The sequence below is a fragment of the Brevibacterium sp. CSND-B09 genome, assembly GCF_052906525.1.
This window is the reverse complement of the sequence record NZ_JBREGI010000001.1, coordinates 583,514-606,010: the sequence shown is the minus strand read 5'-3', so window position 1 is coordinate 606,010 and position 22,497 is coordinate 583,514. Positions and strand designations below refer to the sequence as shown.

Annotated in this window: 16 protein-coding genes and 3 rRNA genes; 10 read left to right on the top strand and 9 right to left on the bottom strand. The window is 61.0% G+C overall.

Annotated features, from left to right (window positions below):
- The first annotated feature begins 57 nt into the window (after positions 1-57).
- Positions 58-873: an exodeoxyribonuclease III gene (locus tag ACU4IU_RS02950; RefSeq protein ID WP_139907308.1), complete on the top strand. Its 816-nt coding sequence runs from the start codon at positions 58-60 to the stop codon at positions 871-873.
- 109 nt (positions 874-982) lie between these two features.
- Here ACU4IU_RS02950 and ACU4IU_RS02945 read toward each other — a convergent pair whose 3' ends face one another.
- The gene (locus ACU4IU_RS02945) at positions 983-1,219 is read right to left on the bottom strand and encodes a CstA-like transporter-associated (seleno)protein (RefSeq protein WP_139907309.1); all 237 of its coding nucleotides are present in this window, start codon (positions 1,217-1,219) and stop codon (positions 983-985) included.
- Positions 1,216-3,438 (bottom strand): carbon starvation CstA family protein, encoded by a 2,223-nt coding sequence (locus ACU4IU_RS02940; protein WP_446655852.1) that lies wholly within the window; start codon positions 3,436-3,438, stop codon positions 1,216-1,218. Before ACU4IU_RS02940 ends, ACU4IU_RS02945 begins: the two co-directional genes overlap by 4 nt.
- Positions 3,439-3,681: 243 nt before the next feature.
- Here ACU4IU_RS02940 and trpS point away from each other — a divergent pair, with 243 nt between their 5' ends.
- Together trpS and ACU4IU_RS02930 are read left to right on the top strand one after the other, a co-directional pair.
- The gene (gene trpS / locus ACU4IU_RS02935; RefSeq protein WP_139468534.1) at positions 3,682-4,680 is read left to right on the top strand and encodes a tryptophan--tRNA ligase; all 999 of its coding nucleotides are present in this window, start codon (positions 3,682-3,684) and stop codon (positions 4,678-4,680) included.
- Positions 4,681-4,682: 2 nt separating this feature from the next.
- The gene (locus tag ACU4IU_RS02930; RefSeq protein WP_139468533.1) at positions 4,683-5,732 is read left to right on the top strand and encodes an App1 family protein; all 1,050 of its coding nucleotides are present in this window, start codon (positions 4,683-4,685) and stop codon (positions 5,730-5,732) included.
- Between the two features lie 109 nt (positions 5,733-5,841).
- Here ACU4IU_RS02930 and ACU4IU_RS02925 read toward each other — a convergent pair whose 3' ends face one another.
- The 5 genes from ACU4IU_RS02925 to ACU4IU_RS02905 all read right to left on the bottom strand — a co-directional run bounded on the left by ACU4IU_RS02925 (position 5,842) and on the right by ACU4IU_RS02905 (position 10,629).
- Entirely contained in the window at positions 5,842-6,813 is a 972-nt protein-coding gene (locus ACU4IU_RS02925; RefSeq protein WP_229664274.1) for an NAD(P)H-dependent flavin oxidoreductase, read from the bottom strand.
- Between the two features lie 169 nt (positions 6,814-6,982).
- Positions 6,983-7,759: an enoyl-CoA hydratase gene (locus ACU4IU_RS02920; protein ID WP_139468531.1), complete on the bottom strand. Its 777-nt coding sequence runs from the start codon at positions 7,757-7,759 to the stop codon at positions 6,983-6,985.
- A complete protein-coding gene (locus ACU4IU_RS02915) occupies positions 7,756-8,811 on the bottom strand; it encodes an enoyl-CoA hydratase/isomerase family protein (RefSeq protein WP_446655851.1) in 1,056 nt (351 codons plus the stop codon). The genes ACU4IU_RS02920 and ACU4IU_RS02915 overlap by 4 nt, the downstream gene beginning before the upstream one ends.
- A gap of 1 nt (position 8,812) precedes the next feature.
- The gene (locus ACU4IU_RS02910; RefSeq protein ID WP_446655850.1) at positions 8,813-9,979 is read right to left on the bottom strand and encodes an acyl-CoA dehydrogenase family protein; all 1,167 of its coding nucleotides are present in this window, start codon (positions 9,977-9,979) and stop codon (positions 8,813-8,815) included.
- A gap of 134 nt (positions 9,980-10,113) precedes the next feature.
- Entirely contained in the window at positions 10,114-10,629 is a 516-nt protein-coding gene (locus ACU4IU_RS02905) for a MarR family winged helix-turn-helix transcriptional regulator (protein ID WP_139468528.1), read from the bottom strand.
- Positions 10,630-10,681: 52 nt separating this feature from the next.
- Between ACU4IU_RS02905 and ACU4IU_RS02900 the strand changes: the two genes are divergently transcribed.
- The 4 genes from ACU4IU_RS02900 to rrf all read left to right on the top strand — a co-directional run bounded on the left by ACU4IU_RS02900 (position 10,682) and on the right by rrf (position 17,294).
- Complete coding sequence (locus tag ACU4IU_RS02900; RefSeq protein ID WP_446655849.1) at positions 10,682-11,356, top strand: SOS response-associated peptidase; 675 nt, start codon at positions 10,682-10,684, stop codon at positions 11,354-11,356.
- Positions 11,357-11,927: 571 nt separating this feature from the next.
- Positions 11,928-13,455 (top strand): 16S ribosomal RNA (locus ACU4IU_RS02895).
- A 418-nt stretch (positions 13,456-13,873) separates the two neighbouring features.
- A 23S ribosomal RNA gene (locus tag ACU4IU_RS02890) occupies positions 13,874-16,989 on the top strand.
- Positions 16,990-17,175: 186 nt separating this feature from the next.
- Positions 17,176-17,294, top strand: a 5S ribosomal RNA gene (rrf, locus tag ACU4IU_RS02885).
- Together the 16S, 23S and 5S rRNA genes form the textbook arrangement of a ribosomal RNA operon.
- A 152-nt stretch (positions 17,295-17,446) precedes the next feature.
- On the opposite strand, the gene ACU4IU_RS02880 is transcribed toward rrf, so the two are convergent.
- Positions 17,447-18,043 carry a GNAT family N-acetyltransferase gene (locus ACU4IU_RS02880; protein ID WP_420096493.1) on the bottom strand — a complete coding sequence of 199 codons (597 nt, stop codon included), beginning with the start codon at positions 18,041-18,043 and terminating at the stop codon, positions 17,447-17,449.
- 195 nt (positions 18,044-18,238) lie between these two features.
- Between ACU4IU_RS02880 and gdhA the strand changes: the two genes are divergently transcribed.
- A complete protein-coding gene (gene gdhA, locus ACU4IU_RS02875; protein WP_139907317.1) occupies positions 18,239-19,585 on the top strand; it encodes an NADP-specific glutamate dehydrogenase in 1,347 nt (448 codons plus the stop codon).
- Positions 19,586-19,863: 278 nt separating this feature from the next.
- Here the strand turns inward: gdhA and ACU4IU_RS02870 are convergent, their stop codons facing one another.
- Positions 19,864-20,379, bottom strand: a complete 516-nt coding sequence (locus ACU4IU_RS02870) for a flavin reductase family protein (protein WP_139907318.1) — start codon at positions 20,377-20,379, stop codon at positions 19,864-19,866.
- Between the two features lie 31 nt (positions 20,380-20,410).
- Between ACU4IU_RS02870 and ACU4IU_RS02865 the strand changes: the two genes are divergently transcribed.
- A complete protein-coding gene (locus ACU4IU_RS02865; RefSeq protein WP_035320920.1) occupies positions 20,411-20,665 on the top strand; it encodes a DUF3039 domain-containing protein in 255 nt (84 codons plus the stop codon).
- On the top strand, positions 20,666-22,459 hold the full coding sequence (locus ACU4IU_RS02860) for a DEAD/DEAH box helicase (protein ID WP_139469693.1): 1,794 nt from the start codon (positions 20,666-20,668) through the stop codon (positions 22,457-22,459). It abuts the gene before it with no gap.
- Positions 22,460-22,497: the final 38 nt, after the last annotated feature.

The following is a 22,497-nucleotide window of genomic DNA, read 5'->3' as shown; positions in this document are numbered from 1 at the left end:
TCACTCTATAACGCCCCGTCCCGGAAGAATAGTGCGCTCCATGTCATCATAGATCACATGATTCGGATTGCTTCAGTCAACGTCAACGGAGTCCGCGCAGCATGGCGAAAGGGGATGCCCACCTGGGTCGATGCAGCGAAACCGGACTTCATCACCCTCCAAGAAGTGCGCGCCGCGAACGATATCGCGCACGGTGTCCTTGCCGACACCGGATACACCACGATCAGCCATGATGCCGAGGCGAAGGGCCGCGCCGGCGTCGCCGTGATGGCCCGCACCGAACCCGAGGCGGTGCGCGAAGGACTCGGCGACGACGGTTACTTCGACCGGGCCGGACGCTGGGTGGAGACGGACTTCCGCCTCGGCGACGGATCGCTTCTGACCCTTGTGTCCGCGTACGTCCATTCCGGTGAGGCCGACACCCCCAAACAGGACGACAAGTACCGGTTCCTCGACCGCATGATCGAACGGATGCCGCAGCTGGCGAAGACCGCCGACCATGTGCTCATCACCGGCGACCTCAACGTCTGCCACACCGAACGCGACCTGAAGAACTGGAAAGCCAACCGGAAGAAGTCCGGATTCCTCCCGGAGGAACGAGCCTACTTCGACAAGTTCTTCGGTGAGATCGGCTATGTTGACGTCCACCGCGAACTCAGCGGCGATATCGACGGGCCCTACACCTGGTGGTCGATGCGCGGTCAGGCCTTCGACAACGACACAGGATGGCGCATCGACTATCAGATGGCCACTCCGGCCCTGGCCGAAACCGCGGTCAAGGCCACCGTGGACAAAGCCGACAGCTGGGCCGAACGCTGGTCGGACCACGCTCCGCTGGTCATCGACTACGACCTCCCGTCCGTCCAGGCCTGACCGCAGACCGAACGACAGACGAAGAGCCCGGGGCTCAGGACGAAATGTCCTGAGCCCCGGGCTCTTTGCTGTCCTCTCTGCGTTCAGAGACGCAGGCAGCTTCAGAGTCTCAACAGCAGCGGGCCTTGGGATTGCGGTCCTGCTCATCGGTGAGATCTCGCCAGAAGGCCTTCTCCTCCATCGCCCCCTCCCGGGTGCCGTGGCGGCGCTCGTAGGATTCGAGGTAGTGGATATAGGCGTTCTCGCCCATGATCTCCTTGATGTACCAGTGGAGCCAGGCCCCGCCTCGGCGCAGGGATCCCCACGGATCGCTGGCGATGCGGGCGAGCGGATGTGCGGTGCTCATTCCTTCTGCCTTCCTGCTGCATGCTCGTCCCACTGCGCCTGCAGCTCACGCTCGGGCTTGCGAGCGATGAGACCGGCCGGAGCGAACATCTTCGTCTCGACGAAGGGCTCCTCCGTCGTCGGCAGGGACCCCTTCCTGATGGCCTCGATGGACTTCCAGACTGCCATGACGACGACCATCGCGACAAGAAGTGCGAAGACGATCGACAGGGTGCCCTGGACGAACGTGTTGCGCACGACTGCGCTCATCGCCGCGACGCCCTCGGTATTGCCCATCGAGGTCTCTCCGGCGGCCAGCGCGTCCTTGTATGCGAAGTGCTGAGCCCAGTAGCCGAGCTTCGGGTCGGAGGAGAAGATCTTCTGCCACGAGGCGACCATCGTGACCACCAGATCCCAGACCAGCGGGATGCCGGGGATCCACGCCCACTTGGCCAGACCCATCTTGCACACGATGGCGAAGACGACGGCCAGGGCAATCGCGGCCAACAGCTGATTCGAGATGCCGAAGAGCGGGAACAGCGTATTGATTCCGCCGAGGGGATCGGTGACTCCCATAAGCAGGATCGATCCCCAGGCGGCCACCATGATGGCCGTCGTCAGCCACGCACCTGGAGTCCACGAGGGGTCCCGGAACTTCTTCGAGAAGTTGCCGAGCGCATCCGAGAGCATGAAACGGGCCACGCGGGTACCCGCATCGATCGTGGTGAGGATGAACAGGGCCTCGAACATCACGGCGAAGTGGTACCAGAAAGACATCCAGGCCGGCCCGCCGAAGACGTTGTGGAGGATGTGCGCCATTCCCATCGCCAGCGTCGGGGCGCCGCCGGTGCGAGAGACGATGCTCTCCTCACCGACGTCCTTGGCCGCCTGATCGAGGATCTCCGGACTCGTCTCCACCCCGGACATGCCCAAGGAGTTGTTGATGAAGTCCGCTGCGCCCTGCACTGTTCCGCCGGTGAGCGGTTCGGCGGCATTCATCGCGAAGTAGAGGCCCTTGTCGAGGCAGATCGCGGCGACCAGCGCCATGATGGCGACGAAGGACTCCATGAGCATGCCGCCGTAGCCGATGAGGCGAGCCTGCGTCTCCTTCTCAATGAGCTTCGGAGTCGTGCCTGAGGAGATGAGAGCGTGGAAGCCCGACAAAGCTCCACAGGCGATGGTGATGAACAGGAACGGGAACAGGGCACCGGCGAACGCCGGACCGGCCGAGTTGAACGCGAATTCGGTCAGCGCAGGCATCTGCACGGTCGGGTTGACGATGAGGATGCCCACAGCCAGCAGCACGATGGTGCCGATCTTCATGAATGTCGACAGGTAGTCGCGCGGTGCCAGCAGCACCCACACCGGAAGCACGGCGGCGAGGAATCCGTAGATCATCAGGCACCAGGCCAGAGTCACCTTGTCGAGGTGGAAGATCTCGGACCAGAACGGCGAGCTGTGGACCCAACCGCCGGCGATGATCGCGATGACGAGCAGCACGATGCCGATGACCGAGGTCTCGACGACCTTGCCGGGGCGCAGGTAGCGCATGTAGATGCCCATGAACACAGCGATCGGGATGGTCATCGCAATGGAGAAGACGCCCCAGGGGCTTTCGGCCAGCGCGTTGATGATGACGACGCCGAGGACCGCGATGAGGATGACCATGATGAGGATGATGCCGATGGAGGCGATGATTCCGCCCGTTCGACCGAGCTCATCGCGAGTCATCTGTCCCAGCGATCGGCCGTTGCGGCGCATGGAGAAGAACAGCACCATATAGTCCTGGACACCGCCGGCGAGTACGACGCCGAAGACGATCCACAGGGTTCCGGGCAGGTAGCCCATCTGGGCTGCGAGGATCGGTCCCACGAGGGGGCCGGCACCGGAGATCGCGGCGAAGTGGTGGCCGAACAGGACCCGGCGGTCGGTCGGCGCGAAATCGCGGCCGTTGTCGTTGAGTTCTGCCGGGGTGGCTCGCTTCGGGTTCGGGCGGCAGATCTTCCATTCGATGAGCTTCGCGTAGAAGCGGAAGCCGATGAGGTAGCTGCCGACGGCTGCGGCGACGAACCAGCTGGCCGACAGCTCTTCACCGCGCACGAACGCGATCATCGACCAGCCCGCGCCGGCGATGAGGGCGATGGCCACCCACAGCACGATCTTCGCCGGTGTCCAGCGTGGCTTCTCGACCACGGCGACCGGCGGAAGGTCGCCCTCGGTCTTGATGTATTCGACCGACATAGTCCTCCTCCTTGAGAGACGACGCATCAGGTCCGTAGGAGATGACGCGTCGGGATTGTTGAGTTCTCAGCATGATCAGACCTTCGCTGGCCGCTGCTCGACAGATGTTCGAGAACTGGGAGACACCTTGGCGAATCATGTGATCTGGTACGAACTATACCGCTGGTCCGCGGCCGAGCGTGATCTCCGACACCAGACCGGACGCCTGAACAGACCCGACAGGGGAGATGGCATCATAGGACTATGACGAACTCTTCACAGCCACGCACTGTCTCAGGTATCCAAGCCACCTCCGATTCCCTTCATCTCGGCAACTACATCGGAGCCCTGCAGCAGTTCGTGACTCACCAGGAGTCGCACGATGCCTTCTACTTCATCGCGAACATGCACGCGATCACCGTCGAGCAGGACCCGGCCGAACTGCGGGAACGCACCCTGCGCACGGCCGCGCAGTTCATCGCCGCCGGTCTCGATCCGGAGAAGTCGACGATCTTCGTCCAGTCCCAGGTGCCCGCCCATCCGCAGCTGTCCTGGGTCCTCGAATGCACCACCTCGATGGGTGAGGCCAGCCGGATGACCCAGTTCAAGGACAAGTCCGCGAAGCAGGAGCATGTGTCCCTGGGGCTGCTCACCTACCCGGCGCTGATGGCCGCCGACATCCTCCTGTACAACCCGCAGCTTGTTCCCGTCGGTGAGGACCAGCGCCAGCACCTCGAGCTGACCCGCAACCTCGCCGAACGCTTCAACTATCGGTTCGGCAAGACCTTCACCGTCCCCGAGGCGCAGATCCTCAAGGCGACCGCGAAGATCTATGACCTGCAGAATCCGGGCGCGAAGATGTCGAAGTCCCAGCCCAGCCCGCAGGGACGCATCGACATCCTCGACGATGCGAAGGCCCTGACGAAGAAGATCAAGTCCGCCGTGACCGACGACGGAACCGAGATCGCCTTCGACCCGGAGAACAAGCCGGGAGTGTCGAATCTGCTGACGATCTATTCCTCCCTGACCTCACGTTCGGTCGACGAAATCGTCGCCGAGTACGAAGGAAAGATGTACGGTCACCTCAAGGTCGACCTCGCCGAGGTGGCTGTGGAGACCCTGACACCGGTGCGGGAGCGGACGCTGGAGCTCCTCGAGGACCGGACCCAGCTGCAGGCGATCCTCGATCGCGGGGCGGAGAAGGCCAGCGCCATCGCCGAGGCGACCCTGCGCGAGGTCTATGACAAGATCGGTTTCATCTGATCGTGGCGAAGAAGAAACCCGAAGAGGGGCCGCTCAACCTCACACCGGATATGCTCCACACTGCTGCGCGGGTGGAGGACCGGTTCAACGGCTGGATCCAGAATCGGGCCACAGACCACGCCTATCATCGCACCGTCATCGCCTACGACACCTACGGCGGGACCGGTTGGGTGCGGGTGCTCGGACGCCTGGTGCTCACCCCGAACGGTCAGCCGGCCGCCGATGTCCACGCGAGCATCCGCGGGTGGAAGTCCTTCGTCAGTGTGCCTCTGCCCAATGACACCGCATGGGTGCGCGTGAACGACGAAGAGCATATGGTCACCTCCGATCGCGGAGGAATCATCGACACCGTGATCCCCGGAGACTTCGAGCCGGGGGAGACGGAGATCGAACTGTGGACCGACGGCTCGCTCGTCGACTCTGCCGCTGTGCGCATCATCGGCGAGGACTCGACCTTCGGCATCATCTCCGATATCGACGATACGGTCATGGTCACTTCGCTGCCGCGTCCCTTCCTCGCCGCGTGGAACACCTTCGTCCTCAGCGAGCATGCGAGGTCCCCGGTGGCGGGAATGGCCGTGCTCTATGACCGGATCACCTTCATGCGCCCGGACACTCCGATGGTCTATCTGTCGACGGGGGCGTGGAACTCTGCCTTGACGCTCAAGCGCTTCCTGTCCCGCAACCTCTATCCGATGGGCCCGCTGCTGCTCACCGACTGGGGTCCGACGACGACTCGGGTGTTCCGGTCAGGCAAGGAGCACAAACGCAATTCGCTGGAACGTCTGGCCAGGGAGTTCCCATGGATGAAGTGGCTGCTCATCGGTGACGACGGGCAGAACGACGAGGAGATCTACGGGGAGTTCGTCGAGAATCATCCGAAGAATGTCGCCGCCGTGGCAATCCGACAGCTCACCGTCGGTGAGGCCGTGTGGGCCGGTGGACGGTCGAAGCGCCACGGTCGCGGCCAAGGCGTGCCGTGGATCTACGCCCCTGACGGTGCCGGTCTGGCCTCTCGTCTGACGGAACGAGGAATCATCTCGACGATCTGAACGGAACCTCACCGCTACCTGACGGCGGCCCAGCAACCTCGCGCGAGGTTGCTGGGCCGCCGTCAGGTAGCAATTGGGGCTGGAGTGGTCTTTGAGGCGCTCGGTCGGATCAGCCCAGCTGCGCCTGCAGCTGCTGCTTCGCCTCGTCGAACTGAGCAGCGAATGTCTCGACGAGCTCTGCGGTCGTCCGCTGCTGGCCGAGCGCACCGATGCCCTGTCCCGAGCCCCAGATGTCCTTCCAGGCCTTCGAGTCCGAACCCGAAGACGAGCTGAAGTCCATCTTCGTGGGATCGGCGTCGGGCAGATTGTCCGGGTCGAGGCCCGAGGCGACGATGGATCCGCGCAGGTAGTTGCCCTTCACACCGGTGAAGTAGTTCGAGTACACGACGTCGTCGGCGCCGGATTCGACGATCATCGTCCGGTAGTCGTCGACAACATTCGCCTCGGGCGTGGACAGGAAGGCCGAGCCGATGTAGGCGAAGTCGGCACCAGCGGCCAGAGCCGCAAGGATCGACCGGCCGTGGGCGATGGCGCCCGACAGCAGCAGGGGACCATCGAACCAGGAGCGGATCTCCTGGACCAGGGCGAACGGCGACTGCGCCCCGGCGTGCCCGCCGGCACCGGCGGCCACGGCGATGACGCCGTCGGCGCCCTTCTCGACGGCCTTGTTGGCGAAGCGGTTGTTGATGACGTCGTGGAGGACGACACCGCCGTAGGAGTGGACGGCTTCGTTGACCTCCTCACGGGCACCGAGCGAGGTGATGACGATCGGCACTTGGTGGCGGACCACCTCGGCGAGGTCCTCCTCGAGGCGATTGTTCGACCGGTGGACGATGAGGTTGACTGCGAACGGAGCGGCGGGCTGCTGCGGATTCGCCGCAGTGTGGGCGGCGTTCGACTCGGAGATCTCATCGAGCCAGTCGGTCAGCTGCGAGGCGGGACGGGCGTTCAGCGATGGGAAGGATCCGACGATTCCGGCCTGGCACTGGGCCTTGACCAATTCGGGGCCCGAGGCGATGAACATGGGGGAGCCGACGACGGGCAGACGGAGTTGGGAGCGCAGATCGGTGAAGCTTGTCACGGTGCCTCCTTGCGAAGATGAATGCATACACTCACTCTAACTGAACGATTGTTAAATGCGATACGGAACACAGTCTCTTTCGTCTCCTGGCCCGCATTTCGGCTGATCAGACGACGAAGGCGCAGACTCTCTGAGGAGTCTGCGCCTTCGGCAGTGATAAGAAGCTGGATCAGGAATCCGTGAAGTTCGGGTCCCGCTTCTCGACGAAGGCGGCCATGCCCTCGGACTGATCATTCGTGGCCAGGGACGAATGGAAGAGTCGGCGCTCGTAGCGCAGTCCCTGCTCCAGGGTCGTCTCGAATGCGGTGTTCACCGCTTCCTTGACCATCGCCGAGGCGATGCGGGACTTCGACGCGATCGTCTGCGCGATCTCGTTCGCCGTGTCCAGGAGCGCTTCGGGTTCGACGATGCGGGCGACGAGTCCGGAACGTTCGGCCTCCTCGGCGCCCATCATCCTGCCGGTGAGGCACATGTCCATGGCCTTGGCCTTGCCGATGGCGCGGGTCAGTCGCTGCGATCCGCCCATGCCCGGGAGCACGCCGAGGTTGATCTCGGGCTGTCCGAACTTCGCCTTCGTCGACGCGATGAGGATGTCGCCCATCATCGCCAGTTCGCAGCCGCCGCCCAGGGCGTAGCCGCCGACGGCGGTGATGACGGGCTTGCGCACATCGGTCAGCCGGGTCCAACCGGCGAACCAGTCAGCTTTGTATGCGGTCGAGAAGTCGAGGCTCGACATCTCCTTGATATCTGCGCCGGCGGCGAAGGCCTTCTCGCTGCCGGTGATGATGATCGCTTTGATCGAATCGTCTGCGTCGTAGGCCGTCGCGGCATCTGTGATGTCGGTGAGCACCTGCAGATTGAGCGCGTTGAGCGCTTTCGGTCGGTTGATCGTGATGGTGGCGACGCCGTCGGCGACGTCGGTCAGGATGGTTTCGAATTCGCTCATGAGAACACCTTGTCTTCGTGGTCGGTGGTGAGGATGGACTGGACCTGTTCGTCGGAGACCTCGGCCAGCGAGGCGGGACTCCACTGCGGGTTGCGGTCCTTATCGATGACCTGCGCGCGGATACCCTCCTTGAGGTCCGGCAGGCCGGTGAGCGTGACGGCGACCCGGTAGTCCTGTTCGAGGACGTCGGCCAGGTTCATCGATGCGGCTTTCCTGATCGCAGCCAGGGTCACCTTCACCGAGGTGGGGGCCTTCGTGCCGATGAGCTCAGCGGTGGCCCGGGCCTCGGGGTTCTCGTGCGCGGCGAGAGCCGCGACGATGGCTTCGGCGTCGTCGCCGGCGTAGCAGGCGTTGATCCAGTCGGCCGCCTCGGCGAGTTCGTTGTCCGGAACATCGGACGAATATCGGCCGATGACCGCGTCGAGGTCCTCGCCATCGGTGAGCTCGGCGATGAGATCGGGGATCTGCGCGTCAGGGACGAAGTAGTCGGCGAGGCCCAGTGCGATCGCAGCGCCGGCCCCGACGGGCTGCCCGGTCAGCGCAAGGTGGGTGCCGAGCTCTCCGGGGGCGTTGGCCAGCAGGTGGGTGCCGCCGACGTCTGGGAAGAGCCCGATTCCGGTCTCCGGCATTCCGACCTTCGTCGAATCGGTGACGATGCGGTGCGATCCGTGTCCGGAGATGCCGACTCCGCCGCCCATCGTGATGCCGTTCATGATGACGACGTAGGGCTTGGGGAACTCAGAGATTGCGAAGTTCATCTTGTATTCGCGGTTCCAGAATCTCGCGTTCTCGTCGCTGCCGGCCACGATGTCGTTGTACACGGCCTTGATGTCGCCGCCCGCACACAGACCGCGTTCCCCGCGACCGGTGACGAGGACGAGGTTGACCGCTTCGTCGTCGCGCCATGCGTTGAGGGCGTCATCGATGGCACCCACCATGTCCTGGCTGAGCGCATTGATCAGCTTCGGTCGGTTGAGTTCGATTCGGCCGACCCCGTTGTTTACCGAGGTGATGACGGAGGCGTCCGCCTGCTCTGCCGAAGGTTCTGTCATATCAGCCCACTCCTGTGCTCTTGCGCGAGATGATCACGCGCATGATTTCGTTGGTGCCTTCCAGAATCTGGTGGACTCGCAGGTCACGCACCAGCTTCTCAATTCCATACTCTGTCAGATAGCCGTAGCCGCCGTGCAACTGGAGTGCCCTGTTCGCGACATCGAAACCGGTGTCGGTGGCCTTGAGCTTGGCCATGGCCGAGAGCAGAGAGGTGTTCGGATCGCCTGCGTCATAGGCTCCTGCGGCCCGCCACAGCAGGGAGCGAGCACCCTCGAGGTCGGCCTGCATCTGCGCGACCTCGAAGCGCAGAGCCTGGAATCCGGAGAGCTCGGTGCCGAAGGCCTGGCGCTCACCCATATAGGCGATGGCCTTCTCGAGCGCGGCCTGACCGCCGCCGAGCGAGCAGGCGCCGATGTTGAGACGTCCGCCGTCGAGTCCGGACATCGCGATCTTGAAGCCTTGGCCGGGCGCGCCGAGCATGTTCTCCTTCGGAACCCGCACGTTCTCCATGATCACCTGTCGGGTCGGCTGTGCGCGCCAGCCCATCTTCTGCTCATTGGGGCCGAAGCTCAGACCCTCCATACCCTTCTCGAGGATGAAGGCGGAGATTCCACGCGCTCCGTCCTGGCCTGTGCGGGCCATGACGAGGTAGGTATCCGAGGTGCCGGCGCCGGAGATGAACTGTTTGACTCCGTTGAGCACATAGTGGTCGCCGTCCTCACGGGCGGAGGTGCGCAGGGCGGCCGCATCGGAGCCGGCATTGGGCTCGGTCAGGCAGTAGCTGCCGAGGTGCTCCATGGAGACGAGCCTCTCGAGGTACGTCGTCTTCTGCTCGTCGTTGCCGAACTTGTCGATCATCCACGCGACCATGTTGTGGATGGAGATATAGGCGGCGACGGAGGGGCATCCGGTCGACATCGCTTCGAAGATCAGCGCTGCGTCCATCCGGCCCATTCCGGTTCCGCCGGACTCCTCGCTGACGTAGATGCCTCCCATTCCGAGTTCGGCAGACTTCCTGATGACGTCGACGGGGAAGAAGTGTTCGGCATCCCATTGGAGGGCGTGTGGGGCGACTTCGGTATCGGCGAACTCACGCACCATCCCGGCGACGGTCTGCTGTTCGTCGGTGAGACCGAAAGGTAGGGCAGCGGCTGTACTGCGGGACATGATTCCTCCAAGAATCGGACGCTTATTCGGTGATCGACACCACGATACGTCCATATTACTTGGACATCCAACTAATTTCTCGCCGAGGCGGCCCCGATGACCGATGGCCCGTTCGGCGGCCGGCTTCGGTCGGCTCAGGCGCCGGCTTCGAGTCCCGAGCGCAGTGTTTCGAGGTGGGGGAGCAGAGAGTCGAGGTCGATACCGGAGAAATCGGGGGAGGAGAAGACCTCGGCGTTGAGCGCCTTCGTTGCTTGAGCGGCGAGCTCGCGACCGGCATCAGTGAGGTCGACGAGCGTCGTCCGGCGATCATCGGGGTGGCTGCGTCTGGCGACGAGGCCGGCCTTCTCGAGGCGGTCGACAGAGTTCGTCGTCGAGGTCGCATGCACCTGCAGTCGAGCGGAGATCTTCGACATCGGCAGGGTCCCGGCTCGTGTGAAGGATAGGAGAGTGAGCACCTCATAGCGCGAGAACGTCAGCGCGAAGGGCTTGAGGGCGGCATCGACTCGGGCCAGGAACAGCTGGTGGATCCTCATCACTGAGATCACTGTCGTCATTCCATCGGCTGCATCGTCCCATCCGTGGGCCAGCCATTGTCGACGGGACTCTTCGATCGGGTCGAACCCCGTACTTGTATTCTCTTCTGCCGCCATTGTCGACAGTGTAGTGAAGTGAGAAGATGGGCGCATGTGCGGTCGACTCAATATGTCTCTCGATCCGGCGGATCTCGCTGATGAGCTGCGGTTGGATGTCGTCTCCTATGACTACGCGCCGCGCTTCAATGTGCCCCCGGGATCATTCGTGCCGATCGTCGTCGAACGACTCGACGAGGATGGTCAGCTTCATCGCCGTCTCGAAACCGCGTCTTGGGGACTGGTGCCAGCATGGGCGAAAGATCCCAAAATCGGCTTCAAGGCATTCAATGCCCGTTCCGAGACAGTGCTCGAGAAGCCGATGTTCCGGCAGGCCATCCGACGTCGTCGCTGTGCGCTGCCGATTCCGGGCTATTACGAATGGGAGAACACAGAAGACGGCAAGCAGCCATGGATGATGACCGCTGCCGGCGAGGACCCCCTCTTCATGGCGGGACTCTTCGAGTTCTGGAAACAGCCGGATGAGACCTGGTTGGTCTCCACGACGATCCTGACGATGGAGTCCGCGGGGCACCTCATCGATGTCCACCATCGGATGCCCGTGTTCCTCGGGCGCGACCAGATCAGTGACTGGATCGACCCTGGAGTCCTGACGAATGATGTGCCGGACCTGTTGGCGGCGACACTTGATCAGGTTGATCCCGCCAGCGTCACTCGGCACAAGGTCGGCAAAGCGGTCGGAAACGTCCGCAACGATTCTCCCGAACTCGCCGAACCCGTGGCGTAGGTCTCTCTTAACGCTGTGCGGCGGAGACGTTCGCCCGAGATCTCGGGGTCTTTCGGAGTGGGGGAGTGGGCACGTGCGGAGCGGTTTTGCAGGTGGCCGAAGATGTGTGTATTGTTGTCCAGGTTGCCAGGCCGCAAGGAACGGCAACAGTCGCTCTGATCGGGAACGATACGGGCAAACCGAAGATGAACTTCGAGTTGCGCGGATCGGAACAACCATGTAGAGTAGACATCCGCTGGCACAGCGAGTCGCAAGACGAAAAGTGCAAACAGAAACTGATACCCCCAGTGAACATGCTGCGTATTTGTGTGGTGTGGTGATGGGTGTGTGTTTGTGGTTTGAGAATCCAATAGCGTGTTTGTTTGAACAAGTTGTGATGCCAGAACATTTTTATTTTCTGGTAAGACAATCATCTGGCCAAACATTGGTTCACCTGTGGTGGGTGGTTCTTCGCCGAACCTCCCGCTATCACATGGGTGGATGGTGTGTTTGGTCAGTTATTTTGTGGTCAACCTTCTCACCCCGTGAGGGGTTGGCTGTCTTGCTGGGATTCATTCGTAACATAAAGTTTTTTATGGAGAGTTTGATCCTGGCTCAGGACGAACGCTGGCTGCGTGCTTAACACATGCAAGTCGAACGCTGAAGCCGACAGCTTGCTGTTGGTGGATGAGTGGCGAACGGGTGAGTAACACGTGAGTAACCTGCCCCTGATTTCGGGATAAGCCTGGGAAACTGGGTCTAATACCGGATATGACCAATCTTCGCATGAGGGTTGGTGGAAAGTTTTTCGATCGGGGATGGGCTCGCGGCCTATCAGCTTGTTGGTGGGGTAATGGCCTACCAAGGCGACGACGGGTAGCCGGCCTGAGAGGGCGACCGGCCACACTGGGACTGAGACACGGCCCAGACTCCTACGGGAGGCAGCAGTGGGGAATATTGCACAATGGGGGAAACCCTGATGCAGCGACGCAGCGTGCGGGATGACGGCCTTCGGGTTGTAAACCGCTTTCAGCAGGGAAGAAGCGAAAGTGACGGTACCTGCAGAAGAAGTACCGGCTAACTACGTGCCAGCAGCCGCGGTAATACGTAGGGTACGAGCGTTGTCCGGAATTATTGGGCGTAAAGAGCTCGTAGGTGGTTGGTCACGTCTGCTGTGGAAACGCAACGCTTAACGTTGCGCGTGCAGTGGGTACGGGCTGACTAGAGTGCAGTAGGGGAGTCTGGAATTCCTGGTGTAGCGGTGAAATGCGCAGATATCAGGAGGAACACCGGTGGCGAAGGCGGGACTCTGGGCTGTAACTGACACTGAGGAGCGAAAGCATGGGGAGCGAACAGGATTAGATACCCTGGTAGTCCATGCCGTAAACGTTGGGCACTAGGTGTGGGGGACATTCCACGTTCTCCGCGCCGTAGCTAACGCATTAAGTGCCCCGCCTGGGGAGTACGGTCGCAAGGCTAAAACTCAAAGGAATTGACGGGGGCCCGCACAAGCGGCGGAGCATGCGGATTAATTCGATGCAACGCGAAGAACCTTACCAAGGCTTGACATACACTGGACCGTTCTGGAAACAGTTCTTCTCTTTGGAGCTGGTGTACAGGTGGTGCATGGTTGTCGTCAGCTCGTGTCGTGAGATGTTGGGTTAAGTCCCGCAACGAGCGCAACCCTCGTTCTATGTTGCCAGCACGTGATGGTGGGAACTCATAGGAGACTGCCGGGGTCAACTCGGAGGAAGGTGGGGATGACGTCAAATCATCATGCCCTTTATGTCTTGGGCTTCACGCATGCTACAATGGCTGGTACAGAGAGAGGCGAACCCGTGAGGGTAAGCGAATCCCTTAAAGCCAGTCTCAGTTCGGATCGTAGTCTGCAATTCGACTACGTGAAGTCGGAGTCGCTAGTAATCGCAGATCAGCAACGCTGCGGTGAATACGTTCCCGGGCCTTGTACACACCGCCCGTCAAGTCACGAAAGTCGGTAACACCCGAAGCCGGTGTCCCAACCCACTTGTGGGAGGGGGCCGTCTAAGGTGGGACTGGTGATTGGGACTAAGTCGTAACAAGGTAGCCGTACCGGAAGGTGCGGCTGGATCACCTCCTTTCTAAGGAGCACACATTAAGATCCTCATGGTATGACCCGTATGTGGTCATCATGAGAGCTCAAGGGTGGAACATCACTTCTTCCGCTCGCCCACACAGCCCGGCTGGGGTCAATGCCCCGGGTGCGGTGAGTGATCGGGTGGGCTAGAACGAACACGTTATTGGGTCCTGGAATCACAAACCCCACACGATTGTGTGGGTGTGGTTTCAACCAACAGGACCAACCCGACCAACAGGCAGCCACAGTGTGGGTGTGTGGTGGTGGGTGTTTGGTAGTGGTTTGAGAATCGTATAGTGGACGCGAGCATCAAACACCATATTTGTGTGGTGTTTATGTAATGTGATTTTTCTTGTCATCATCTAGTTAAGGTGAATGAAGCAATATTTTTCGCGCACATGAAGCCGGCCCTTTTGGGGGTTGGGTGAGTGTGTAAGAGCGCATGGTGGATGCCTTGGCATCAGGAGCCGATGAAGGACGTGGAAATCTGCGATAAGCCTCGGGGAGCCGATAAACAGGCGTTGATCCGAGGGTCTCCGAATGGGGAAACCCCGCCACTCGTGAGGGTGGTGACCCGTGTCTGAATATATAGGGCATGTGGAGGGAACGCGGGGAAGTGAAACATCTCAGTACCCGCAGGAAGAGAAAATAACAATGATTCCGGGAGTAGTGGCGAGCGAAACTGGATGAGCCTAAACCTGTGCAGTGTCAAGCGTGCTGGTGTTGCTGCAGTGGTGTTGTGGGGTGTACGTGGTCCGGTCCAGCATGGCCGGTCTGTGAGTGTTGTTGGTGTAGTCGAACCTGGTGGGAAACAGGACCGGAGTGGGTGAGAGTCCCGTAGACGAAACGCTGACTGTTCGCAGTGTGTGCATGCCCGAGTAGCACGGAACTCGTGGAATTTCGTGTGAATCTGCCAGGACCACCTGGTAAGGCTAAATACTTCCTGATGACCGATAGCGGATAAGTACCGTGAGGGAATGGTGAAAAGTACCCCGGGAGGGGAGTGAAAGAGTACCTGAAACCATGTGCTTACAATCCGTCAGAGCAGTATCTAGATGACTGTGATGGCGTGCCTTTTGAAGAATGAGCCTGCGAGTTAGCGGTGCGTGGCGAGGTTAACCCGTGTGGGGTAGCCGTAGCGAAAGCGAGTCCGAATAGGGCGATCCTAGTCGCGTGTCCTAGACCCGAAGCGGAGTGATCTAGCCATGGGCAGGGTGAAGCGTGTGTAAGAGCGCGTGGAGGCCCGCACCCACTTCAGTTGAAAATGGAGGGGATGACCTGTGGTTAGGGGTGAAAGGCCAATCAAACTCTGTGATAGCTGGTTCTCCCCGAAATGCATTTAGGTGCAGCGTTGCGTGGTTCTTGCTGGAGGTAGAGCTACTGGATGGCTGATGGGCCCTACCGGGTTACTGACGTCAACTAAACTCCGAATGCCAGTCAAGGTTCAGCGTGGCAGTGAGACAGTGGGGGATAAGCTTCATTGTCGAGAGGGAAACAGCCCAGACCATCAACTAAGGCCCCTAAGCGTGTGCTCAGTGGGAAAGGATGTTCAGTTGCGAAGACAACCAGGAGGTTGGCTTAGAAGCAGCCACCCTTGAAAGAGTGCGTAATAGCTCACTGGTCAAGTGATTGAGCGCCGATAATGTAGCGGGGCTAAGTACACCGCCGAAGTTGTGGCAGCACCACAATCGCCGTAATGGTGTGGTGTTGGGTAGGGGAGCGTCGAGTTGCCGGAGAAGCTGCCGTGTGAACGAGTGGTGGAGGCGATTCGAGTGAGAATGCAGGCATGAGTAGCGAAAGACGGGTGAGAAACCCGTCCACCGGATGACCAAGGGTTCCAGGGCTAGGCTAATCCGCCCTGGGTAAGTCGGGACCTAAGGCGAGGCCGACAGGCGTAGTCGATGGACAACCAGTTGATATTCTGGTACCGACACACAACCGACAGTACCAAAACACACGATACTAACCATCCAATTCCTCCTTTGAGTCTTCGGACTTGATGTTGGGGTTGCGGGTGGGACCTGAGTGTGGAGTCGGTAAGCGTGAGGTGTGACGCAGAAAGGTAGCCAGGCCGTGCGATGGTAGTCACGGTCTAAGGTTGTAGCACGTGGGGGTAGGTAAATCCGTCCCCGCATAGAGTGTGAGAGCTGATGGGCGCCCCACATTGGTGGGGTGATCTGGTGATCCTCTGCTGCCGAGAAAAGCATCGACGTGAGGGTGTGTGTTGCCCGTACCCTATAACCGACACAGGTGGTCGAGTAGAGAATACTAAGGTGATCGAGAGAATCGTGGTTAAGGAACTCGGCAAAATGCCCCCGTAACTTCGGGAGAAGGGGGACCATCCCGGTGAACCCACCATGCGTGGGGATGTGCTGGTGGTGGTCGCAGAGGCCAGAGAGAAGCGACTGTTTATTAAAAACACAGGTCCGTGCGAAGATGTAAGTCGATGTATACGGACTGACGCCTGCCCGGTGCTGGAAGGTTAAGAGGACCTGTTAACCCGTAAGGGTGAAGCGGAGAATTTAAGCCCCAGTAAACGGCGGTGGTAACTATAACCATCCTAAGGTAGCGAAATTCCTTGTCGGGTAAGTTCCGACCTGCACGAATGGCGTAACGACTTCTCTGCTGTCTCAACCACGAACTCGGCGAAATTGCATTACGAGTAAAGATGCTCGTTACGCGCAGCAGGACGGAAAGACCCCGAGACCTTCACTATAGTTTGGTATTGGGATTCGGTGTGGTTTGTGTAGGATAGGTGGAAGACTGTGAGGCCCTGACGCTAGTTGGGGTGGAGTCGATCGGTGAAATACCACTCTGACCATAGTGGATTCCTTAACTTCGGACCCTGATCGGGTTCAGGGACAGTGCCTGATGGGTAGTTTAACTGGGGCGGTTGCCTCCTAAAGAGTAACGGAGGCGCCCAAAGGTTCCCTCAGCCTGGTTGGCAATCAGGTGTCGAGTGTAAGTGCACAAGGGAGCTTGACTGTGAGACGGACGTGTCGAGCAGGAGCGAAAGCTGGGACTAGTGACCCGGCCATGGCTTGTGGAAGCGTGGTCGCTCAACGGATAAAAGGTACCTCGGGGATAACAGGCTGATCTTGCCCAAGAGTCCATATCGACGGCATGGTTTGGCACCTCGATGTCGGCTCGTCGCATCCTGGGGCTGGAGTCGGTCCCAAGGGTTGGGCTGTTCGCCCATTAAAGCGGTACGCGAGCTGGGTTTAGAACGTCGTGAGACAGTTCGGTCCCTATCCGCTGCGTGCGTAGGAAATTTGTGGAGGTCTGTCCTTAGTACGAGAGGACCGGGACGGACGAACCTCTGGTGTGCCAGTTGTTCCGCCAGGAGCATGGCTGGTTGGCTACGTTCGGGATGGATAACCGCTGAAAGCATCTAAGCGGGAAGCCGGCTCCGAGATGAGATTTCCAACCAACTTTTGTTGGGGGAGGTGTCCTATAGATGATGGGGTTGATAGGCCGGGTATGGAAGCACTGTAAGGTGTGGAGTTGACTGGTACTAATACACCGATCACTCATCAACTTTTTCCCTTTAGTGGGGTTGGTGTGTGCGAAGAGTCTTTATTCGCCTTTCTGGTTGTGATGAGAGAATGCGCCCCGTTTTGTGGGGTGTGCATGACATAGTTTTTGGTGTTCGCGTTCGCTGTGCGGTTCTTGGACCACTACCGCTGACAATCCTTTGTGGGTTGTGGTGGTGGTTTGTTGGTTTTGCGGTGGTGATAGTGGTGGGGAAACGCCCGGTTAACCGTTCCGATCCCGGTAGCTAAGCCCATTCGCGCTGATGGTACTGCAACTTGGTGGTTGTGGGAGAGTAAGTGACTGCCGCAATATTTTTTAGTGGTGATGGCCTCGTCCGACTGTGTTGGGCGGGGCCATTACTGTATTCACGAACGAATGCGTTCACGTGTGGGTGTGAGAGCTGGTGCTTGTTGCTACCTGATGGGGGTACTGCTACCTGGCGCGGGGTTGCTGCGCCGCCGTCAGGTAGTAATAGTGAGGAAGGTTCGGAAGGCTTCGGCGCCGGTGACTTGTAGGTCACTGTCTGTGTGGACGTAGTCCTCGGCGCGGAGCACCATGCGGTGTTCGGTCAGGACCGTGCCGTTCTGACCGACAGCGCTTCGATCACCATTGGGGGAGTAGCCGAGCTTCTCCGATACCCGCCGGCTGGCGTCATTGCCGTCGAAGTATGCTGTGTCGAATCGTGCGGCACCGAAGTATCTGGTGAAGGCTTCGATGATCATCCTTCGCATTCTGGTGCCGTATCCGCAGCCCTGTTCAGGCAGCGCCAACCATGATCCTGTCGAGACTGTCCTCGTGAGTGGAAACCGACGTCCGGTCACACCCTGAACTCCGATGGCGCGGCCATTGACCCTGACCGTGAACTCGATCGTCCACTCATCTACGGTGAAGTTCGCTCTAGTGGACCAGTGGTATTGCGCGAGGCTTCGTGCTACCTGCTCATCGGTGCCCGAGTCCCAATTGACGAGGAAGGCTTCGATTCCATCACGTCTCACTCCGCCTCGCGCGATCTGTGCGAGTTCCGGAATATCGGCCTCTCTTACGGGTGAGAGTTCCATATCATCTGATCGCAGATGAAGTGCGAACGGCGGCCAGATCTCTGAGATGTCCATGTGCCTTGTGCCCATTCTTTCGTGTTCAGTGGCCCTGGAACTGCGCGGAAGACTTATATCCCACTTGAAGTGACCGGACAGCGCTGTCCATTATCTGGTCGCTCGGATTGTTGTTATACGGGTCACGGTATGTTTGTGCGCATGAGTCTACATCCATCACTGCAGCCAATCTTCGACACAGTGCTCCAACGTAACCCTGGAGAGTCGGAGTTTCACCAAGCGGTACAGGAAGTTCTCTATTCCCTGGGCCCCGTCGTGGACAAGCACCCCGAATACCTGGAACTCTCCGCGCTCGAGCGGCTCTGCGAGCCCGAACGCCAGATCATCTTCCGGGTTCCCTGGATCGATGACTCCGGAGTCGTGCAGATCAACCGCGCCTTCCGCGTGCAGTTCAACTCGGCTCTCGGCCCCTACAAGGGCGGTCTGCGGTTCCACCCCTCGGTGAACCTCGGCATCGTCAAGTTCCTCGGTTTCGAGCAGATCTTCAAGAACGCCATCACCGGCCTGCCCATCGGCGGCGGCAAAGGCGGATCTGACTTCGACCCGAAGGGCCGCAGCGACCGCGAAGTCATGCGGTTCTGCCAGTCGTTCATGACCGAGCTGTACCGTCACATCGGTGAGTATCGCGATGTGCCCGCGGGTGACATCGGCGTCGGTGGTCGGGAGATCGGCTACCTCTTCGGCCAGTACAAGCGCATGACGAACTCCTATGAAGCAGGTGTGCTCACCGGCAAGGGACTGTCCTACGGCGGTTCCATGGTCCGTACCGAAGCCACCGGCTTCGGCGTCGTGTACTTCCTCAAGGACATGCTCGCCGCCGCGAAGAAGAACATCGACGGTCGCACTGTCTCGATCTCCGGTTCGGGAAATGTCGCAGTATTCGCCGCAGAGAAGGTCACGGCCTTCGGCGGCACCGTCATCACGATGTCCGACTCGGCCGGCTTCATCCATGACCCGGACGGAATCGACACCGAACTCGTCAAGCGCATCAAGTTCGAAGAGCGGGGACGCATCTCCGAATACGTGGAGCAGCGCGGGGGACGCGCGACCTACCACGAGGGTGGAAACGTCTGGGACGTCGAGGTCGACGTCGCACTGCCATGTGCGACTCAGAACGAGCTCGACGGGGACTCGGCTGCGACTCTGGTCAAGAACGGAGTCATCGCCCTCGCCGAAGGCGCGAACATGCCCTGCACGCCGGAAGCCGTGAAGATCTTCTCCGAGGCCGGCGTCCTCTTCGCCCCCGGCAAGGCCGCAAACGCCGGCGGTGTCGCGACCAGTGCGCTCGAAATGCAGCAGAACGCCAGCCGCGACTCGTGGGACTTCGACTTCACCGAGGCGCGCCTGGCCGAGATCATGGGCGATGTCCACGACAGCTGCGCGGCTGCGGCCGACGAGTTCGGCCAGCCCGGAGACTACGTCGCCGGTGCCAACATCGCAGGTTTCATCCGCGTTTCCGAGGCAATGCTCGCCCAGGGAGTCGTCTGATCGTCTGGTCCATCGGCGGCCGGGCGACCAAAGCGCATGTGCACAGCCGACAGGACGGCCGCGATCAGCGCTGATAGCCGAGGCTGACAACCCAAACGACAAGACAGGCTCTGCTCAGAACCCGTGAACTTCTCCACGAAGCCGTCGGTCCTGAGCAGAGCCTCTGTCGTACGCTGTGAGCCCGCGATCGACCCCGATAGCTGTGTCCGCCTGTCGGTCCGTGTCGACCGTGCTGTGTGGGTTCGTGATCAGGGACCGGTCAGATCCAGACGAGAAGGTCAGCGCTTTCCGATGGTTCCGTAGCCTTTTCGCCAACGCAGCAGGGGACGACTCGTTCCCGCATCGGCGCCCGCGCCCATGGACACCACCTCCCCGACGACGAGATTGTGGGTCGCAACCTCGAGCACCTCGGTGAGCTTGAGCTCGAACCAGGCGATTGCCTCGGTGAGCACCGGCTGTCCGGCATGAGGGGCGGGAAAAGTGTCGATGCCTTTGAGCGATCCGTACAGTGGTTGGCCCGAAGCGCCGAGGCGTTCGGAGATGTCGCGCTGGTCGGAGTTGAGCAGCGAGATCGCAAAGTGGGAACTCGTCTCCAGAGTCTCCATCATCCGAGAGCCGGAATAGACGCTGACGGCCATCGTCGGGGGATCGTACGACACGTCGAGAAACGAATCGACGGTGATCGCATGCAGGGCACTGCCACGGGTAGCGGAGACCACGGCGACCGCCGCAGCGATGTCGTCGCTGAGCTCGCGGTAGCGTTCTGTGAGGGAATCGTCGTAGGCCTGGTCCATGACTCTCATTCTAGGGAACTACAATGGAGCCATGACCATTCCAGCTTCAGGCGGTTCAGCAACGATCGAGCGCGAGCAGTCCGAGCAGCTAGTCGAGCCCGGCGATCACGAGCGCTTCAGCCACTACGCGCCCAAGGACAAGATCATGGAGTCCATGGTGACCGGGACTCCGCTGATCGCCTTGTGCGGAAAGGTGTGGGTCCCCACGCGCGACCCCGAGCGGTTCCCGATCTGCCCCAAGTGCAAAGAGATCTACGAGACGATGTCCGAAGGACCGCAGGAGTAGATGTCCGCGGATCGTCTCCCAACAGCACCAGGGACCTCCGCGGCAGAACAGCTTCCACCGGCATTCCCCGAGCGCGCAGCATGGGGAACGGCGGGAAAGCTGCGTGCCTGGCAGGCTGAGGCTCTCGAACTCTACTTCCAGAAGCAGCCCAAGGACTTCCTCGCGGTCGCGACCCCAGGAGCAGGTAAGACCACCTTCGCTCTGCGGCTGGCGGCCGAACTGCTGGCCCAGCGAGTCGTCAACCGTGTCACAGTCGTCGCTCCCACCGAACACCTCAAGGTGCAGTGGGCCGACTCGGCAGCACGCGTGGGCATCAAGCTCGACCCGCACTTCAAGAACTCCCAGGGCAAACACGCACCCGGCTACCACGGAGTGGCTCTGACCTACGCGCAGGTCGCTGCCAAACCCGTTCTCCACCACAACCGGACGGCCGCCGGCCGCACTCTGGTCATCCTCGACGAGGTCCACCACGGAGGTGACGCCCTGTCGTGGGGCGATGCCGTGCGAGAGGCCTTCGGCCCCGCGGTCCGTCGGCTGTCCCTGACCGGAACACCGTTCCGTTCCGACACCTCACCGATCCCATTCGTCACCTACGCACCCGACGAGAACGGCATCCGCACCTCGGTGGCGGACTATTCCTACGGCTACGGTCGAGCGCTCAAGGACTCCGTCGTCCGCCCGGTCCTCTTCCTCGCCTACGCCGGCGCCATGACCTGGCGGACCAAGGCCGGCGACGAGATGTCGCACGTCCTGGGCGAGGAGACGACGAAGGACATCAACTCGCAGGCCTGGCGCACGGCCCTCGACCCGAAGGGCGACTGGATCCCGGCGGTCCTCAAAGCCGCAGATATGCGATTGACCGAGGTCCGACGCACCGTCCACGACGCCGGCGGCCTCGTCATCGCCACCGACCAAGAGGCGGCCCGAGCCTACGCCAAACGACTGCACGAGATCACCGGTGAGAAGCCGACCGTTGTGCTCTCCGACGAGGCGGGAGCCTCGGAGCGGATCGAACAGTTCCAGAACTCGACCGACCGGTGGATGGTCGCCGTGCGGATGGTCTCCGAAGGCGTCGACGTTCCCCGATTGTGTGTCGGCGTCTACGCGACCTCCTCGTCGACGCCGCTGTTCTTCGCGCAGGCCATCGGGCGCTTCGTGCGTGCCCGCAAACGCGGCGAGACCGCCTCGGTGTTCCTGCCCTCGGTGCCCGTGCTGCTGGCCCTGGCGAACTCGATGGAAGCCGAACGCGATCATGCCCTCGATCGCCCGAAGAACGAGGACGAGAACGATGTCGTCGTCTTCGACGATCAGGCCATGGAGCAGGCGAACCGCAACGAGGGCGCCTCGTCGGACCAGCTCGGCTCCTTCGAAGCGCTCGGCGCCGAAGCCCTGTTCGACCGTGTCCTCTACGACGGCGGTGAATTCGGCACCGGCGGAGCCATCGGCTCCGAGGATGAACTCGACTTCATCGGCATCCCCGGCCTGCTCGAACCCGATCAGGTGCGTGAGCTGCTGAGCACTCAGCAGGCCCGGCAGGCGAAGCGCAAGACCGCGGCGGCTCCTCCGGCCCCTGAGACGGAGACGAGCGAGCTCGAGCACCGAGCGATGAAGGAAGAGCGCAACCAGCTCCAGAGCCTCGTGGGCGCTTGGTCCAGACGTACCGGAACGCCGCACCAGAACGTTCACGTCGAACTGCGCAAGGCATGTGGGGGACCGGCCGTCGCTCAAGCCACGCGGGAGCAGATCCAGGCTCGGATCAAGAAGCTGCAGGGCTGGTTCGTCGGCAAGAAGTGAGCACCGGATGTCGGCAGGGGAGACCCTGTCGGCATGAG

What these genes read in the sequence shown, in the direction of transcription:
- trpS (WP_139468534.1), top strand. Translation starts at nt 3,682, where the DNA reads ATGACGAACTCTTCACAGCCACGCACTGTCTCAGGTATCCAAGCCACC.
- ACU4IU_RS02910 (WP_446655850.1), bottom strand. Translation starts at nt 9,979, where the DNA reads ATGTCCCGCAGTACAGCCGCTGCCCTACCTTTCGGTCTCACCGACGAA.
- ACU4IU_RS02870 (WP_139907318.1), bottom strand. Translation starts at nt 20,379, where the DNA reads ATGGACCAGGCCTACGACGATTCCCTCACAGAACGCTACCGCGAGCTC.
- ACU4IU_RS02950 (WP_139907308.1), top strand. Translation starts at nt 58, where the DNA reads ATGATTCGGATTGCTTCAGTCAACGTCAACGGAGTCCGCGCAGCATGG.
- ACU4IU_RS02905 (WP_139468528.1), bottom strand. Translation starts at nt 10,629, where the DNA reads ATGGCGGCAGAAGAGAATACAAGTACGGGGTTCGACCCGATCGAAGAG.
- ACU4IU_RS02865 (WP_035320920.1), top strand. Translation starts at nt 20,411, where the DNA reads ATGACCATTCCAGCTTCAGGCGGTTCAGCAACGATCGAGCGCGAGCAG.
- ACU4IU_RS02940 (WP_446655852.1), bottom strand. Translation starts at nt 3,438, where the DNA reads ATGTCGGTCGAATACATCAAGACCGAGGGCGACCTTCCGCCGGTCGCC.
- ACU4IU_RS02945 (WP_139907309.1), bottom strand. Translation starts at nt 1,219, where the DNA reads ATGAGCACCGCACATCCGCTCGCCCGCATCGCCAGCGATCCGTGGGGA.
- ACU4IU_RS02900 (WP_446655849.1), top strand. Translation starts at nt 10,682, where the DNA reads ATGTCTCTCGATCCGGCGGATCTCGCTGATGAGCTGCGGTTGGATGTC.
- ACU4IU_RS02880 (WP_420096493.1), bottom strand. Translation starts at nt 18,043, where the DNA reads ATGGAACTCTCACCCGTAAGAGAGGCCGATATTCCGGAACTCGCACAG.
- ACU4IU_RS02860 (WP_139469693.1), top strand. Translation starts at nt 20,666, where the DNA reads ATGTCCGCGGATCGTCTCCCAACAGCACCAGGGACCTCCGCGGCAGAA.
- ACU4IU_RS02915 (WP_446655851.1), bottom strand. Translation starts at nt 8,811, where the DNA reads ATGACAGAACCTTCGGCAGAGCAGGCGGACGCCTCCGTCATCACCTCG.
- gdhA (WP_139907317.1), top strand. Translation starts at nt 18,239, where the DNA reads ATGAGTCTACATCCATCACTGCAGCCAATCTTCGACACAGTGCTCCAA.
- ACU4IU_RS02920 (WP_139468531.1), bottom strand. Translation starts at nt 7,759, where the DNA reads ATGAGCGAATTCGAAACCATCCTGACCGACGTCGCCGACGGCGTCGCC.